This is a genomic window from Vibrio sp. L85, assembly GCF_963871815.1.
GTDB lineage: Bacteria > Pseudomonadota > Gammaproteobacteria > Enterobacterales > Vibrionaceae > Vibrio > Vibrio harveyi.
Genome location: NZ_CAWMYL010000168.1, coordinates 104,366 through 120,287, shown reverse-complemented (window position 1 = coordinate 120,287; position 15,922 = coordinate 104,366). Strand labels below are relative to the sequence as shown.

Below are 15,922 nucleotides of genomic sequence, written 5' to 3'. Positions count from 1 at the left end.
TATGAGTAAACTATTACTATTTATTGGTGAAAATGAACAATTTGATAAAGATACCGTTGTTCAACAAATTAGAAAGATAGTAGGTGTTAGAAATGACAAAGAAGGAAATTTTATTGGCTCTGTTTTTGAGGCAGAGTACGCTGTAAATAATGAGAGTTACATTGTTCGATTGAGTGATGACCTCGAAACAATAACTGTCGATGGAATTGATGATAATAGTCTAGATTTTGTTCTTCAATTGAAAACTCTGCTCATGATACCTCTCCAAGTGGTTGACATGGATTACTCATTTCATCTGGAGTTAGCTAACGTAAACTCATTAGTTCAGCTTAAAGAAGAAATTAGGAAGGGAGTGTAATTGAATCGAGCAGTGTCTGGGCGAAAATTTTGATAATCAGGATACCACTTCTTTCGGGGAAATAATTTGTATTCTTAAAGTTGCGTCCAAAACAAACCACATGAAAAACTTACGAACTCACGATATCCGGCGGGGATCTCAGTGGCGCACAAAATCGCGCTTATCTCAGACGGATGAGCAAGCGCAACGTGCATTCGAAACTTTAGGACCAGATACCCAAATGAATGTTTCGCTGGATCGCTGCCCATTACGTGGAATTAAATAAGTTGAATGACGAATATTTTGAAATGTTTATAGAAGAGTTTGGCGAGCCGACCGAACATATTCAGGCGACTGACCAACAAGTTGAAGCATATCGAGGCATACTTCCAGATCAGCTACTTAAATACTGGCAAATGGTCGGTTTCTCTGGCTTTAACGATGGTCTATTCTGGATCACCAATCCCGCAGAATTTGAAGATGTGCTTGAATCTTTTCTCGACGATACAGAGTTCGCACACTATGACAACTACCATGTGATCGCTCGAAGCGCCTATGGTCAACTCTATTTGTGGGGAGAGCGAACAGGCGCGTCACTCGATATAGCGACACACTTAAATTGGATAATGACAAATCAAGGACACGCAAAAGACATTTCTAAAGGCGATGCTAATATTGCAATTCAAAGCTTTTTCGGTTTTCAAGATAAAGAATATATAGACGTAGAAGTTAGTTCAAAACCTCTCTTTCCGTCTGCGATTAAAAAACATGGTCCAGTGGGTAAAGAAGAAGTGATGGTGTTTACCCCTTACCTATTTATGGGGGGCAAGAAGTCCGCAGATGCTATGACCAAAGAAGATCTACATGTATTTTTACAGGTTATGGCGGATTTAGGGGGAGCCGAAATTATCGATATGGCGTCAATGGTCGGCAATGTCCTTAAAAGTCACAGAGATTAACCCGTCCTGCATAGCAAAACTCAAGCTCACGCTTTGTGGGCTCTTTTGTTTACCCAGTATCGATCTAGATAGATATCTTTTAAACAATCAGTTTGGCTGAATAGTGATCACACACAAGGCAAGAGTTCTTAGCTTAAACCCAGATATTGAAGAAGAAGTTACGCTTGAAGTTAATGGTGTCGAATTAACCTGTTTTGCCGGGGTGTGCCCCTATGAATTGTATATTGGGCAAGAATATCCCGTTGCATTTGAAATGTTGGACTTTGAATTAACAGAGCAGGAAAGTGCAGACGAAACTAGTATGACAAGGGTCGATAGTACCTATGCTTATAAGCTATTAGGTAGACTAAGCGGTGGGACCATAGACGCTGGACTTAAGATTTGTGATGATTTTTTAGAGTCTGATTATGCATATTTGGATGGTCAGTTTATTTGTCTCTGTGTCGAGCGGTTGGACGTAGAATTTTTAGATAGGTAAACCGAGTTCTTAGGGCATGTCTTTTCCCCCTAAATAATGAGCGGGTTTGTGCAAATAAATTAGGCAAAGGATATAAACGCAAATGAATAATGAAAACTCTACACTAGTTCGCTTTGTTATGAATGCTGATAAATTGAAAAAAGTACCTCATCAATCCTATAGCCTAGATGGACTAAAAAATGGTGAGTGTTTGTGTGTGGTCAATCGAGATGATTCTTGGCAAGTTGTATACAACAGTCAAGGAAGAATTACGTCTGTAACTGAATGTCAAAATGAAGAAGATGCGTATGAGGAACTATATCGCCAAATCTCAGATGCTTATGGTTGGTAGATTTGAAGAACGCACAATTAGCTCGTTTATACTTTAACTTCAGCATACGCCACAAACCACATGAAAAGCTTACGAACTCACGATATCCTAGTGGGATAATAAGATAGCGCCATATTGATGGCAGAAAGTGAATTCGAATGAAGTTTATCCATACCTCAGATTGGCATCTTGGCCGACAGTTTCATCACGTCTCTTTACTTGACGATCAGCAAGCCGTTCTTGACCAGTTAATCCAATACATTGAAAACAACCCTGTTGATGCGGTGGTAGTTGCTGGGGATATTTATGACCGTTCTGTCCCACCAACCATTGCAATTGAGCTACTTAACAAAGTAGTGAAGCGAATCTGTGGTGAGCTAAACACGCCGATGATTTTGATTTCTGGTAACCATGATGGTGCAGAGCGCTTGGGATTTGGTTCAGAACAGATGAAAAATGCGGGCCTTCACATTATCAGTAACTTCGGAGACATGCTTACCCCTGTTGTTATTGAAACCGAAAGCGCAGGGCAAGTGGCTTTTTATGGCATGCCTTATAACGACCCTGAGCAAGTCCGTTTTACTTACCAAGAACCCGTTTCGACCCACGACCAAGCGCACAAGCTACTTGCTGAGAAAATCGCTGAACAGTTCCAACCAGAGCAACGCAACGTGTTGGTCAGCCACTGCTTTGTCGATGGTGCCATTGAGTCTGAATCTGAGCGTCCACTTTCGATTGGCGGTTCCGACCGCGTCAGTCACGAGCATTTCCTCAACTTTGACTATGTGGCGTTGGGGCATCTGCATCAGCCACAGAAAAAAGGCGAAGAGTACATTCGTTATTCTGGTTCACTGATGAAATACAGCTTTGGTGAACAAAACCAGAAGAAAGGTTTCACGCTTGTGGAAATTGACCAAAACGGGTTTGTCTCGGCAGAGCACATTAACCTTGCTGCACCTCATGAGATGCGAATCGTTGAAGGTGAACTTGATCAAGTAATAGAGCAGGGCAAAACCGATCCGAAAAACGAAGACTACTTGTTGGTACGTTTGATGGATAAGCACGCAATCTTGAACCCAATGGAAAAGCTACGTACTGTTTACCCGAATGTTTTGCACCTAGAAAAACCGGGCATGTTAATTGGTGTCGAGCAAGAAATGGCGCAAGCGAAATTGGCGAGAAGTGAGATAGATATGTTCCGAGACTTTTTCACGGAAGCGCAAGACGGCCAATTATCGCAAGAACAAGATCAAGCGATCAGTGACATTATCAAACAACTTTCTCAGCAAGCTCAGTAAGGACCAAACATGAAACCCATTAAACTGACAATGCAGGCTTTTGGTCCGTTTGCTCAAACAGAAACGATTGAATTCGACAAGCTGGGAACTAACCCTCTGTTTCTTATCAATGGTCCTACTGGTTCGGGTAAAACCTCGATTCTCGATGCGATTTGTTTTGCTCTTTATGGTGAAACAACGGGTAACGAGCGCCAAGGTATTCAAATGCGTTGCGATATGGCAGCGCCAACGTTATTGACCGAAGTGACGTTAGAGTTCTCTTTGCACGGTAAGTCTTATCGAGTGATTCGCTCACCAGAACAAGAAGCACCAAAGGCGCGTGGTGAGGGCATGACGGTGCGTAAGCATACCGCAGCATTGTATGAGATTACGGACGAAGAAAAGCTCATCACTAGCAAAACAACGCAAGTAAAGACAGAAGTGACCAATATTATTGGCTTGAACGAAACTCAGTTCCGCCAAGTGATGGTGTTGCCACAAGGTAAGTTTCGAGAGTTGTTACTTGCGACATCCAAAGAGCGGGAAGAGATCTTTGGTCAGCTATTCCAAACGGATATCTACAAGAAGATTGAATATGCACTGAAAGACAAAGCGAGTGCCATTAGCAAAGCCAAAGACGAGTTTGATAACCAAATTCGAGGCGCACTGCAGGTGGCTGGTGTTTCTTCTGAAGCGGAGTTGACAGAGCAGCGCGAAGCCTTATCTGTTCAATTTGAATCTGTACAAAAGCAAGAGCAAGAATCTCTGGCGCAATTAAATGCTCTAAAAACTGAACTGCAAAAAGCAGAAGCGCTGAGCAATGAGTTTAAAAAGCGCGAGCAAGCCGAAATTGCATTGAAGCAACATTTGGAACAGAGCGATGCTGTCTCATCACGTCAATTGCAGTTAGACAATGCGAAGAAGGCAAGCAAGGTTGAGTTGCCTTATGTCACGTTACAAAGCGCCTCCAAGCAAACGCAAGAACTTGAGCAAAAAGTAGCTAAGCTATCTCAAGATCTTACTGTGGCAAATGACGCGGTAAAATCCAAAGAAGGCGCATTGCAAACCGCGAAAGAACAAGCCGCACAATTGCCAAAACTGACAGAGCAGCAATACCAACTTGAAGGTATGAAAGGAAAGTTGGTTGAAAAGTCAGAGCTAGAGAAAGCCATTAATGCAGGTTTGACGCAAAAATCTGAGTTTGAGGCAACGCTTAAAAAATATATCGCTCTGAAAGAGAAGTTAACGCTAGAGGCGCAACAAGGTCAGAAGTCACTGGATCAAGCTCGAGTCGATGTTGCAAGTATTGGCAGTGTAGAGGCTGAGATAAAACAGCAACAGCGTTTGATGCAAGACCTACAGAAGCTAACTGGCTTAAACCAAGAGCTAGCGAAATTGGATGCATTGACGCCTAGCAAACAAGCTTCGGTTGACCAAGCAAAAGCGCGATACGTAGAACTTCAACGCTCAGCAGACACTCTTGAATTGAGCTGGCACAATGCTCAAGCCGCTGTATTGGCTCAGCGCTTACAAGCCGGTGAAATGTGTCCGGTGTGCGGTAGTGTAGAACACCCTCAACCCGCTCAATTTGTTGGTGAAGAGGTCACTAAGGATCAAGTTCAAAACGCTCGAAATATAGAGCGAGAAGGGCAAGTTGCGCTTAACCAATTGAACAATCAATTGGAGCAGCACAATATCGCAATCGGACAATACAAGCAGCAGATTGAGCAACTATCCGTTGAGCTTGGTCAAAACGCATCAATGGATTTAGGTGCGTTGCAAGCGTCCATGCAGCAGCTCGATGAACGTCTACAGCAATTGTCATCGATTAACTTGGTTCAGCTGGAACAAAGCGTCAATGAGTTAAACCAGCGTTGTGTTACTGGGGAAGGTAAGCTCAATGAGCTGCAAAACCAGATGGCAGCGAATGAATCGACGATAAAAGTGAACCAAGAGCAACTGGTTAAACTCTCTGCTTCGTTAGATGCTAAGTACTCATCTCTTGAAGTTCTTGAGCAAGATATTATTGCGATTCAAAAACAGATTACGGAGTTGAATACCGCATTCGAGTCTGCACAAAACCATTTACAACAAGCCGTGCTGGCGAAGACCAATATTGAAAGCCAACTGACAACCAATCAACAGTGGTTGAATGAAGCACTCGATCGTTTTAGCACAGCAAAAGCTGATTGGAGCCAGGCTTTGCTGGCGAGTGCATTCGAGGACGAAGCGCAATTCCTAGCATGTAAAGCTGATGAAGCCGAGATGCAGGTTTGGCAGCAAGAAATTGATGCGTTCAAACTGACTCAAATCAAGTTAGAACAAACATTGGCAGATTTAAGTTCAACGTTGAAAGACTTGGTGTTGCCAGATTTAGAAGGGCTTAACGTTAAGCTAAACAGCAATCAGCAAAGTTACGTTGAAGCGCGTAATCAGCTTGATAGCACGCGCTCTTTGTTTGAACGTCTAGAGAAAGTCCGTAATGACATCGCGACGTTACATGACAAGAACACTAAGTTAGAAGACGAATATAAAGTGTTTGGCACCTTGTATGACGTTGCAAGCGGTAAAACGGGTAGCCGCATCAGTCTGCACCGATTTGTCCTTGGTGTGTTATTAGACGATGTATTGATTCAAGCGTCACAGCGTTTAAGTCTGATGAGTAAAGGTCGTTATATCTTGGCTCGTAAAACTGAAGGCTTTAAAGGTGCGGCAGGACGAGGCTTGGATTTGGTAGTAGAGGACAGCTACACAGGTAAAACGCGTGATGTTGCGACGTTATCAGGTGGTGAATCTTTCATGGCAGCGTTGGCATTAGCGCTCGGTCTATCTGATGTTGTGCAGTCTTACAGTGGCGGTATTCGCTTGGATACGCTGTTTATTGATGAAGGTTTTGGCAGCTTAGATCCGGAATCTTTGGATCTTGCGATTCAAACCTTGGTCGACTTACAACAAACGGGTCGCATGATTGGCGTGATTTCTCACGTTTCCGAGCTGAAAGAGCAAATGGCGCAACGCATTGATGTCGAACCGTCGCGACTTGGTTCTACAGTTTCTGTGAAGTCTCAGATGGCATTTGATTCTTAATCAGTACTGGAAAATATGAATAAACAAAAAGCCCCACTAAATTACGGTGTAAAATAGCGGGGCTTTTTGGTTCTCAGTTTCGAAGCATTTATTGTTCGCAGAAGCGACCTTCTTTCGGTGATTGCGTAATCGCATATTCACCATCAAGGTTGCGATAAACAACCGTGTTCCAAACTGATCCGTCATTCAATTCAAACTCTATCGCGTAGTTCACACCACTCACAATTTGTGCATGAACGGACAAGATCTGTTTAAACGAAGCGAGAGTTTCCATTTTGTTTAGGACAAAGGCCATTGCCTTTTGAGCGTCTGGGGTAGCATCGAATTCGTTCCACCCACCTGGCATATTTCCTTGTGTATTACATACATCTGCCGAGGTTGTTGACTGTGTCGCTTCATCTTGAGTTTTTTGCTGACATCCGACAAGCAAAACCAAGATTGCGCAAGCTGACACTGTTTTTAATTTCATAAAAATAACCTCTATTTATGTAAGCCCGCATTATATAAGTTGGCGTTCCAGCCCAATGTCTACGTTGTGCAAACTTTTTATATGAACAGGGTTAAATCCTGATTAAATCGTTGCGAGCGAGCTCCAAAAAATAGATTTTGGTTAACTTTTTGCCTAATTTTGCTAGTAAGTCACGCTTAAGAGCGAACGCTAATTTCCTATTCATTTCGCGTCGTGAATTAAGATCACAATTATAAAATAGACTTGGAAAACATAACTTTGCACGTGTATCTGTTTTCGCAACACAGCCATATAATCCAATAAAAATTCATTAGGCACTAATATAAAGTGCTGAATGATTGTTGTGATAAAGCAAAATGGATGAGAGGTAACACGATGAAGCAAAAAGCGCTATATCTAGCAGTAGCATTGGGTTTGAGTGGTCTTTCAAACGTAGCATCCGCTAATGAAATGGTGAATCCAGATGGCGGTGTTGTAGTCGGTTATTGGCATAACTGGTGCGATGGGGCTGGTTACAAGGGCGGTAATGCGCCGTGTGTGACGCTGGATGAAGTTGACCCAATGTACAATGTGGTTAACGTCTCCTTCATGAAGGTGTTCAATACCAGCGAAGGCCGCATTCCAACCTTTAAGCTCGATCCAAATATTGGTCTTTCAGAACAACAATTTATTGATCAAATTAGCGCACTAAACCAACAAGGACGCGCCGTTCTTATTGCGCTTGGTGGTGCAGATGCGCACGTCGAGCTGAAAACTGGCGATGAGCAAGCATTCGCACAAGAGATCATCCGCCTTACTGATAAGTTCGGCTTTGATGGTCTGGATATCGATTTAGAGCAATCTGCAGTAACCGCGTCAGACAACCAAACAGTAATCCCAGCTGCACTTCGCCTTGTAAAAGAACACTATCAACAGCAGGGCAAAAACTTCCTAATTACGATGGCGCCTGAGTTTCCATACTTAACAGAAGGTGGCAAATACGTTCCTTATATTACTGGATTAGAAGGGTACTATGATTGGATCAACCCTCAATTTTACAACCAAGGTGGTGATGGTATCTGGGTTGAAGGTGTGGGTTGGATTGCACAAAACAATGATGCGCTAAAACAAGAATTCATTTACTACATTTCAGACTCTCTATCGAACGGTACACGTGGTTTCCATAAAATTCCGCATGACAAATTGGTGTTTGGTATTCCATCTAACATTGATGCAGCAGCAACGGGATTTGTTCAAGATCCTCAAGATCTTTACGACGCGTTTGACCAACTTAAAGCGCAAGGGCAGGCACTTCGTGGCGTAATGACATGGTCAGTTAACTGGGATATGGGCACCAACAAGAATGGTCAGGCGTACGGTGAAAAATTTGTGAAGGATTACGGTCCGTTTATCCACGGTCAGACTCCACCACCGCCAAGTGAAGGCGAACCGGTGTTTAGCGGCATCAACGATGTTCGAGTGCATCACGGTAGTGCATTTGATCCGTATGCAGGTGTTACCGCATCTGATAAAGAAGATGGAGACCTAACTAACAGCATTACTGTCGAAGGTTCAGTTGATGTGAACACCGTTGGCACTTATGTTTTGGTTTACAGTGTAAAAGACAGCGACAACAATGAAACCAAGCAAAGCAGAACGGTTGTTGTTTACAGTCTTGTGCCTGAGTTTGAAGGTGTCGCGGATACAACTATCCAGCTTGGTGATGCATTTGACCCAATGGCAGGTGTAAAAGCCACGGATGCAGAAGACGGTGATTTGACTGATCAAGTTCGTGTAGAGGGCCGTGTAGATGTGAACGTTCTAGGCGTCTACAACTTGGTTTACCGCGTAACGGACAGTGCTAATCAAACTACGACAGCTCAACGCTCTGTGATTGTTTCTGATGGCAGCAGTTACCCTCCGTATGAATCTGGAAAAGCGTATGAAGCAGGTGACATTGTCACAGGTTCAGATGGCAACTTGTATCAATGTAAACCATGGCCATACACGGGGTGGTGTTCAAATCCTTCTTATGCGCCAGGTGAAACCGTTTATTGGTCAGACGCATGGGATAAGTTGTAATTAGTTCATTTGCAAGCCTCCTTCACTGGAGGCTTTTTTATGCGCGTAACTTCACATCTTATTGAACCTACACTAGAACTTTAAAGCGTAATCATTAATATCCCGCCTCCGCATTTTCCAGACTTACCTATAGTTGGAATGCGTCGCTCTTTGTCAATTTGGTACGGTCACCTAGGAGGATTTAATGAAAAGGATCAATGTAGTAGGCAGCAGTGCAAGCGGTAAATCGACGTTTTCAAAGCAACTCGCAATGAAATTAGGTGTCACGTACATAGAAATGGACAGGTTGTTCTGGCTTCCCGATTGGAAAGAACTCGATGATGAGACGTTCTTCGATAAAGTCGTGGGCGTAACTCAACAAGACGCTTGGGTACTCGACGGGAATTACAGCCGAACACAACCATACAAATGGCAAAGAGTCGATACCATCATCTGGCTCGATTATTCACGTTCTATCACCACTTATCGTTCCATAACTCGTGCTATTAAAAGGGCATGGACTCAAGAAGAGTTTTGGGAAGGAACTGGCAATAGAGAAAGCTTTAGAAAAGCGTTTTTGAGTACAGACTCGATTATTTGGTGGTCGGTTAAGAATTACCGAAAGAATCGGAAGCGTTATTTAAAATTGAAAGATGACTTAAAAGGTTCGCCTATCGAGTTCATCCACATCACTTCACCAAAAATGGCACAAGATTTTCTTGGTTCTCAAGATTTTATAAATAGATAAGTAACTTATTTAAGTGACTTTTTGGCAACGGCTCGCAGCTGTGTAAATCCTGACATTCCGCCTCCGTTAGATGATGAATACTAGGGTCTGTTGACCTTTCGCTGCAAAAATCAGCTCGAGAGATTAACAGACCCCAATAACGTTCCCGTCGTATTCATTGTGGAGGTATTATGATCGGCTACGAAGAAATGGCGATATCCGGCTACCTAGGTTGGTTACTCGCTGTTTTGTTGGTTTACCCCTTTGCCTATGTTGGTATTCATATCGGTGTATTCGATATAAAAATCCGTACCAAAGTCAGCCGTTATTTCAATCGCTTTATATTAGCTTTGATTGCATTTTTACTGATTATGCATATGCAAACTGAAGTGGTTTACGGCAAGTACTTTCTTGGTCTTTGGGAAGCACAACAGTAACTCTGATCGCATTAATTCCCATCGCCTTGTGCTAAGTTGTCGAAATTGAACTAAAAATCGACAACTTAGCATGAAGCCATACGACCTATATTTTCTTCATACTTCACCCGTACACATTCCACCTTTCTCCGAACTGATGACAGAGCTCGCTCCTGATTTAAAAGTCGCACACTTTGCCGATGCTGGCTTGTTGGAGCGTTTGGTTGCCGGAGAGGAAGAATCTAAGGTGGAGCAATCCGTACAAGACAAAGTACGAGAGCTTTCTGAACAAGCAAACTTGGTGGTTTGTACCTGCTCCTCAATTGGTCGCTTTGCTGAATCACTTACGGAGCAGGGAGTCAATGTTCAGCGTATCGACCGCGCGATGGGTGACCAAGCTGTAACTCATGAGCGAGTGTTGTTACTCGCGGCATTATCGACAACCATTGAACCTAGCTTGGCGTTACTTGAGACAAGTGAGGGCAATTGTATCCGTCAGTTAGATACGTTTGTGGTTGAAGGTGCTTGGGAGCGTTTTCTCGACCAAGATAACCAAGGCTATTACGACAAGATAAAAGCGGTAATAGAACAAAAGGCTCGTGATTATGACGTAATTGTATTGGCACAAGCTTCGATGTCAGGTGCTGCATCATTAGTTGATGTCGACATTCCAGTATTAAGCAGCCCACGTTTAGGCGTAAAAAGGGCAATTGAAACCTTAAGGATATTCCATGCAAATAACTAGTTGGATTCAGCTTTGCTTGCGCGAGCTTGAAGGGGCGCCCATAAAAGAACATTCCGATATCGAAGCATCTTTTGCTGAGTCTGAACGTTTCTCAAAATGGAAGGCAAGCACAAGAGAAATACGCTTCGAAGAAGTCAGTGATCGTTGCTGGATCAAGAGCTGCACGGGTGGCTACATCACAGAGGTACATTTGCATGCAGATGGTTCACTTGATGAATACACCTTGTTTGGACGCCTTCACACCAAAGGGCATTGGGAGCTAGAGGCTGGCGTACTTCATATCACGATCTACAAAGGTGAAAATACTTACGAACTTTCTGTTGTGGGAAATCGTGAACCTTCCATCCACTCTGCGATTGAATACAAAAATGGAGAAGTGCACTCCTATCTAAAACTGACTCCAATTTCTCAATAGCAATTTAACAAGAACGAGCACCACAATATGGACATTGTATTTGTAAGGCATGGCGTGCCAGATTTTACGTTAGCGGATGAGCGGCAGATGACTCAGCTTGAGAAGGACTATGCGCCGCTTTGTCGAGAGCATTTGCCCGTGCTGCAAGAAAAGCTCAATCATCCAGTCTTCAATGATGCTGAAATCATCATCAGCTCTCCTTATACAAGAGCCCTTCAAACTGCAGAAATTCTCAATCGTCATCGCGGTTTGCCTTTGTTTGTTGAGCATGACTTGAGAGAGTGGCGTGCTGACAAAGAAGGCGGCTACATTACATTGAATGAAAGAGACCGACGCTGGCTCGAATACCGAGAGCTGTTAAAAGCGGGTATTCCAATGACTGACAGTCGCTACGAACATGTTGATGAGCTAAAAACACGGGCAGAGTTGGTGCTGGATCGTTACCGCCAATATCAAAAGGTTGTTGTCGTGAGCCACTTTAATGTGTTTGAAGCACTACAAGGTTTCCAAGACGTAGGACTGTCCTGTGGAGAATTTCGATACATTAATTTCTGATCGAATTATTATCTTCTATAGTAAAATCAGGCATTAGGGTCTGTTGACCTTTTGAGCTGATTTTTGCAGCAGTTTGTGGGTTCTTCCTTCTTTATAAACTAAGAAAGAGGCAGAGGCTTTGAAATGTAGTTGCCCTACCTGATAAGCCGATAACGCAGTAGAAAGGAGCCACAAACGCTGCCCGAAGGGTTCGGCTAAAAGCGTTTTACTCTTTGTTGAGAGGATTTTGCTTAGAATAACTAGGCTACAAACCTCTCGCCGCGATTAAAACGCTTTTATCTCGAACAAAATTTAACCGCAAAAGGTCAACAGACCCTAGTTTAATTTCAGGTTGCTGTATGAAATCTCTCAAAACACTTTTACTTTTATCCCTTGCAACGTTGTTTGGCTGTACGTCTAAACCGGACGGCGTGGAGCCGGTCAACAACTTTGAACTTCAACCATATCTAGGTAAGTGGTATGAAATTGCCCGTCTTGATCACTCCTTTGAGCGTGGTTTATCGAATGTGACGGCTGAATACGAGCTCCGTGAGGATGGTGGCGTAACGGTTATCAACCGAGGCTATTCAGAAGAAGATAAAGAATGGACGCAAGCTGACGGCAAAGCGTATTTCGTTGATGGTGAAAACACAGGGCATTTAAAAGTGTCTTTCTTCGGTCCGTTTTATTCGTCTTACATCGTATTTGAACTAGGTGAGAACTACGACTACGCGTTTATCTCTGGTTTCAATCACGACTACCTATGGCTACTGTCACGCACACCAACTGTCGATAAAGCAACGGTCGAGCGTTTCAAACAAGTAGCAAAAGAGAAAGGCTTTGCGTTGGACGAGCTAATTCTCGTAGACCAAACCAAATAACACACGAAATGCTCGCCTTATAACAACGATCTGTGCTTCATAAAACTCAGTGGTGTCTGTCCGGTTTGTTTCTTAAAGAACGCAATAAATGCGCTGTCTGATGAGAACTCCAAACAATGGGCAACATCACTGACTTGTCTTTCTTCACATAAGAGCTCAATAGCCTTAAGTAGCCGCCATTGTTGACGCCAATCTTGATAAGACATGCCAGTCTCAGCCTTAAATAGGCGTGTAATGGTTTTGCTGCTCGCGCCAACGGTTTGGGACAGTTGGTTTAACTCAGGTGCTATAAAATCACACTTGGTCATTGCCTTACGAAACCCTGTTAAACGTCGATCAGAAGGCAAGGGCAATGAGAACTCAAACTGCTTCGCTTGGTAAAACTCTTCCCAAAACAAAGCGCTCGTTGCCTGAGTTTTCGTTTCTTCAATATCCCACTCCCATAACGCCATTTTGTCGATCAGTGCTTTTAAAAGATCGTTCACCTCAATCATCACTATCTCATCAGGGCAGGTGTATTTACTGCAATCGAAATAGAGTGAACGGTAAGCTACAACGTTGGTCATGACGGCTCTGTGAGAAGTATGCGGCGGAATCCACACAGCTTTAGTTGGTGGTAAGGTACAAATAGAGTTATCGAGTGCGAACGTCATGCAGCCTTGTGGCGCATAAAGCAATTGTCCTTTCTTGTGTTCGTGCATACCGGAATCATGCTTGCCGACATCCGCTGCGATGCCAACTACACTCGCGGCAATTGCGTCCGCATTAAACTGAGTATTGTCTTCAATAATTGCCATTTGTCCGAATCTTGATGTTTTTGGTTTTAATGTTGTTAATGGGTAAAGCATAACGCCTTCTATACTGCACGCCAAGTTAAGTTCGTTACCCACTTAAGCCACGAAATCTCGGCAGGGGTGGGACAGAGAGGTAAAAATGAAAACGAAACCTTCTATTGGGTTGATGGTGGTGATGCTGATGTTTCCGCAAATTGTGGAGACGATTTACAGCCCAGCGCTAGGTAATATTGCTCAGTCGTTTGCTGTGACGTATTCACAAGCGGCGCAAACCCTATCTATCTATTTTTCTGCGTTTGCTATTGGTGTGGTGATTTGGGGAATCTTGGCAGATAAGTGGGGCAGACGCCCGACCATGCTGGCAGGGTTGTTGGTTTACGGCGTATCTGCTTTGGTCGCGATGCAAACAGAAAGCTTTGACGTGATGATGATGGCTCGTGCGTTCAGTGCTTTTGGGATTGCGGTTGGGTCGGTCGTGACACAAACCATGCTAAGAGACAGCTTTTCAGGCGATGAGCTAAGCAAAGTATTTAGCGTTATGGGCATGGGTATTTCCATTAGCCCAGTGATTGGCATGTTACTCGGCGGTCAGTTAACAGCACTCGGTGGCTATCAGGTTGTGTTCTTTACGTTGTTTATTTTGGCGCTTGTGTTGCTGTGCTACAACGCGGTTAATCTACCTGAAACACAAACTCAAAAGCAGCCGCTAAACATAGGTTCATTACTTGGACGAATGCTGAAAGATGCTCAAATCTGGCAATCTGCGTTGTTGGTTGCGCTCTACAACATTGCTTTATTCGCATACTACCAATTGGGCGCATTCACTTTTGAGCAGCTCGGACTGAGTTCTGAGCAGTTCGGATACAGCGGTGTGATATTGGGCGTTGGTACCTTAATTGGCAGTTTGATGAACAAGTCATTGCTAGCAAAAGGTCGCTCACAAACGCATTTGCTTTGGATTGCATCAGCATTTTTGATCATCGGAGGCTTCGGTGTGTTTATGCTGCAAACATCGATTTGGTTCTTGGTTCCAATGTCATTCATTGTGATGGCATTTGGTATCGCCATTCCAAATGTACTGAGTACCGCTTTGGTTGATTACAAGCAGCAAGCGGGCAGTGCAGGGGCATTGCTAGGATTAATGTACTACTTGATGATTGGTTCGGGTCTAGGTTTAGCTGGAATGATTCAAAACCTTGGATTTGTTCTTATGTCGTGTGCAGCTTTGGTTTTGTTAGTGACATTGTCACGTAAAGTTTAGCTGAAGTATATTGAAGAGACCGACAAAGAAAAGCCCTGCAAGTAATGCAGGGCTTTTTGTTATTGGTTTGAGTCTAACAGTTTGAATTTGTGAACTATTAAATTCAAAGGTATTACTTAATCAGTCGAACAACCAAAGAACCTGGCGCTCGGATCGATTCAATGTTGTGGCTCAGTACCGTGCCTTCTGTTGGCGCTGTGTAACGCTGAATCTCATCACCAAAGCTGTCGTATTGAATCGCAACCAATTGACCTTGCTCTACCTTATCCATCATCTTCACTTGTGGTAGTACAAAACCACCCAGTTCGGCACGAATGCTGATGATGTCTTTGCCTTCTAGGCAAGGCGTGATCTCTGCAACTTCACCGGTCACTACGTCATGACGAGCAAGGATATTGAAGATGCCAGTCACGGTACGGTCGATCAGCTCTTGTTCTGTGTAACGACCCATGCCTACCTCGATGGTGATGCTTGGAATGCCGCTGTTGTTCCAGACAGTTTCAAGTACACCAGCGTCACCCGGATCGTTAAGAATCGCATCTGGGTTAATGAGGCGAGCCATTTCCAGAGATTGCTCAATACGGAAATCGGCAAATACGTACAGCGGGTAAGCAGCACCGGTGGTTTGAGTGTGCAAATCAATCGCCAGTTCTGCGTTTGGCTTAAGAAGGTTATTCCATAAAGCAAACAGGAAGCGGTTTGCTTCGTTGCCGTTTGCATCACCAGGGAAGAAACGGTTTAAGTTTGCAGGAGATGCATCTGGATCTGCAGAGAAGAAGTCACGGCTGTGGTTCAGCATACCCGTTAGGTTGATGGTCGGAACGACAGTTACAGTACCTGCGATGTCTTTACCAATCAGTTCACGAGCGGTCTTTTGCGCCGCTAAAACACCGTTGTATTCATCACCATGAACACCTGCTGTGATCATGATTTTCTTACCCGGTTTTTCGCCTTTGAAAACCAACACAGGCAAATGTTGCCATTGAGATAGGGCGTTGGTTGCGATACGGAACCAAAACTTGTGCTCGCCTGCAGGCAAGTCTTTTACGTCAAGAGATTGAATGACTTGATGACCTTGAATTACGTCATCCAAAAATTGTGTTGCCATTAAAGTTGTCACTCCAAAACATCTTACTTGGATGCTTGTTTGCCATACGGCTTGAATTAAAAAAGGCGAGAACTTGTCTCGCCT

17 protein-coding genes are annotated in these 15,922 nt (G+C 43.7%); 14 read left to right on the top strand and 3 right to left on the bottom strand.

Annotated elements, in window-relative coordinates; translation table 11 throughout:
* Position 1 precedes the first annotated feature (1 nt).
* The 6 genes from AACR11_RS16705 (at position 2) to AACR11_RS16680 (ending at position 6,448) form a co-directional block, all read left to right on the top strand.
* Complete coding sequence (locus AACR11_RS16705) at positions 2-358, top strand: hypothetical protein (protein WP_005447021.1); 357 nt, start codon at positions 2-4, stop codon at positions 356-358.
* Positions 359-582: 224 nt separating this feature from the next.
* Positions 583-1,296 (top strand): GAD-like domain-containing protein, encoded by a 714-nt coding sequence (locus tag AACR11_RS16700; RefSeq protein ID WP_005447020.1) that lies wholly within the window; start codon positions 583-585, stop codon positions 1,294-1,296.
* A gap of 103 nt (positions 1,297-1,399) precedes the next feature.
* Positions 1,400-1,774 carry a hypothetical protein gene (locus AACR11_RS16695; protein ID WP_029790240.1) on the top strand — a complete coding sequence of 125 codons (375 nt, stop codon included), beginning with the start codon at positions 1,400-1,402 and terminating at the stop codon, positions 1,772-1,774.
* A gap of 82 nt (positions 1,775-1,856) precedes the next feature.
* Positions 1,857-2,105 (top strand): hypothetical protein, encoded by a 249-nt coding sequence (locus tag AACR11_RS16690; RefSeq protein ID WP_005447016.1) that lies wholly within the window; start codon positions 1,857-1,859, stop codon positions 2,103-2,105.
* Positions 2,106-2,242: 137 nt separating this feature from the next.
* Positions 2,243-3,382 (top strand): exonuclease SbcCD subunit D, encoded by a 1,140-nt coding sequence (locus tag AACR11_RS16685; RefSeq protein ID WP_029790241.1) that lies wholly within the window; start codon positions 2,243-2,245, stop codon positions 3,380-3,382.
* A gap of 9 nt (positions 3,383-3,391) precedes the next feature.
* A complete protein-coding gene (locus AACR11_RS16680; RefSeq protein WP_029790242.1) occupies positions 3,392-6,448 on the top strand; it encodes an AAA family ATPase in 3,057 nt (1,018 codons plus the stop codon).
* Positions 6,449-6,536: 88 nt separating this feature from the next.
* On the opposite strand, the gene AACR11_RS16675 is transcribed toward AACR11_RS16680, so the two are convergent.
* Complete coding sequence (locus AACR11_RS16675; protein ID WP_009699049.1) at positions 6,537-6,917, bottom strand: cystatin domain-containing protein; 381 nt, start codon at positions 6,915-6,917, stop codon at positions 6,537-6,539.
* 375 nt (positions 6,918-7,292) lie between these two features.
* Here AACR11_RS16675 and AACR11_RS16670 point away from each other — a divergent pair, with 375 nt between their 5' ends.
* The 7 genes from AACR11_RS16670 to AACR11_RS16640 all read left to right on the top strand — a co-directional run bounded on the left by AACR11_RS16670 (position 7,293) and on the right by AACR11_RS16640 (position 12,675).
* Positions 7,293-8,978, top strand: a complete 1,686-nt coding sequence (locus AACR11_RS16670) for an immunoglobulin-like domain-containing protein (protein ID WP_009702818.1) — start codon at positions 7,293-7,295, stop codon at positions 8,976-8,978.
* A 184-nt stretch (positions 8,979-9,162) separates the two neighbouring features.
* Positions 9,163-9,705, top strand: coding sequence for an adenylate kinase (locus AACR11_RS16665; RefSeq protein WP_029790244.1), 543 nt, complete (start codon positions 9,163-9,165; stop codon positions 9,703-9,705).
* A 170-nt stretch (positions 9,706-9,875) separates the two neighbouring features.
* Complete coding sequence (locus AACR11_RS16660; RefSeq protein ID WP_005444063.1) at positions 9,876-10,121, top strand: hypothetical protein; 246 nt, start codon at positions 9,876-9,878, stop codon at positions 10,119-10,121.
* A gap of 70 nt (positions 10,122-10,191) precedes the next feature.
* Positions 10,192-10,845, top strand: a complete 654-nt coding sequence (locus AACR11_RS16655; RefSeq protein ID WP_029790245.1) for an amino-acid racemase — start codon at positions 10,192-10,194, stop codon at positions 10,843-10,845.
* Positions 10,832-11,260: a hypothetical protein gene (locus tag AACR11_RS16650; protein WP_079324922.1), complete on the top strand. Its 429-nt coding sequence runs from the start codon at positions 10,832-10,834 to the stop codon at positions 11,258-11,260. Before AACR11_RS16655 ends, AACR11_RS16650 begins: the two co-directional genes overlap by 14 nt.
* Before the next feature lie 27 nt (positions 11,261-11,287).
* The gene (locus AACR11_RS16645) at positions 11,288-11,815 is read left to right on the top strand and encodes a histidine phosphatase family protein (protein ID WP_029790247.1); all 528 of its coding nucleotides are present in this window, start codon (positions 11,288-11,290) and stop codon (positions 11,813-11,815) included.
* 338 nt (positions 11,816-12,153) lie between these two features.
* Positions 12,154-12,675, top strand: coding sequence for a lipocalin family protein (locus AACR11_RS16640; protein WP_005444070.1), 522 nt, complete (start codon positions 12,154-12,156; stop codon positions 12,673-12,675).
* A 17-nt stretch (positions 12,676-12,692) separates the two neighbouring features.
* Here the strand turns inward: AACR11_RS16640 and AACR11_RS16635 are convergent, their stop codons facing one another.
* On the bottom strand, positions 12,693-13,523 hold the full coding sequence (locus AACR11_RS16635) for a helix-turn-helix domain-containing protein (RefSeq protein ID WP_173401592.1): 831 nt from the start codon (positions 13,521-13,523) through the stop codon (positions 12,693-12,695).
* A gap of 85 nt (positions 13,524-13,608) precedes the next feature.
* Here AACR11_RS16635 and AACR11_RS16630 point away from each other — a divergent pair, with 85 nt between their 5' ends.
* Entirely contained in the window at positions 13,609-14,730 is a 1,122-nt protein-coding gene (locus AACR11_RS16630; RefSeq protein ID WP_029789289.1) for a multidrug effflux MFS transporter, read from the top strand.
* Positions 14,731-14,842: 112 nt separating this feature from the next.
* Here AACR11_RS16630 and AACR11_RS16625 read toward each other — a convergent pair whose 3' ends face one another.
* The gene (locus tag AACR11_RS16625) at positions 14,843-15,838 is read right to left on the bottom strand and encodes a succinylglutamate desuccinylase/aspartoacylase family protein (protein WP_029789290.1); all 996 of its coding nucleotides are present in this window, start codon (positions 15,836-15,838) and stop codon (positions 14,843-14,845) included.
* Positions 15,839-15,922: the final 84 nt, after the last annotated feature.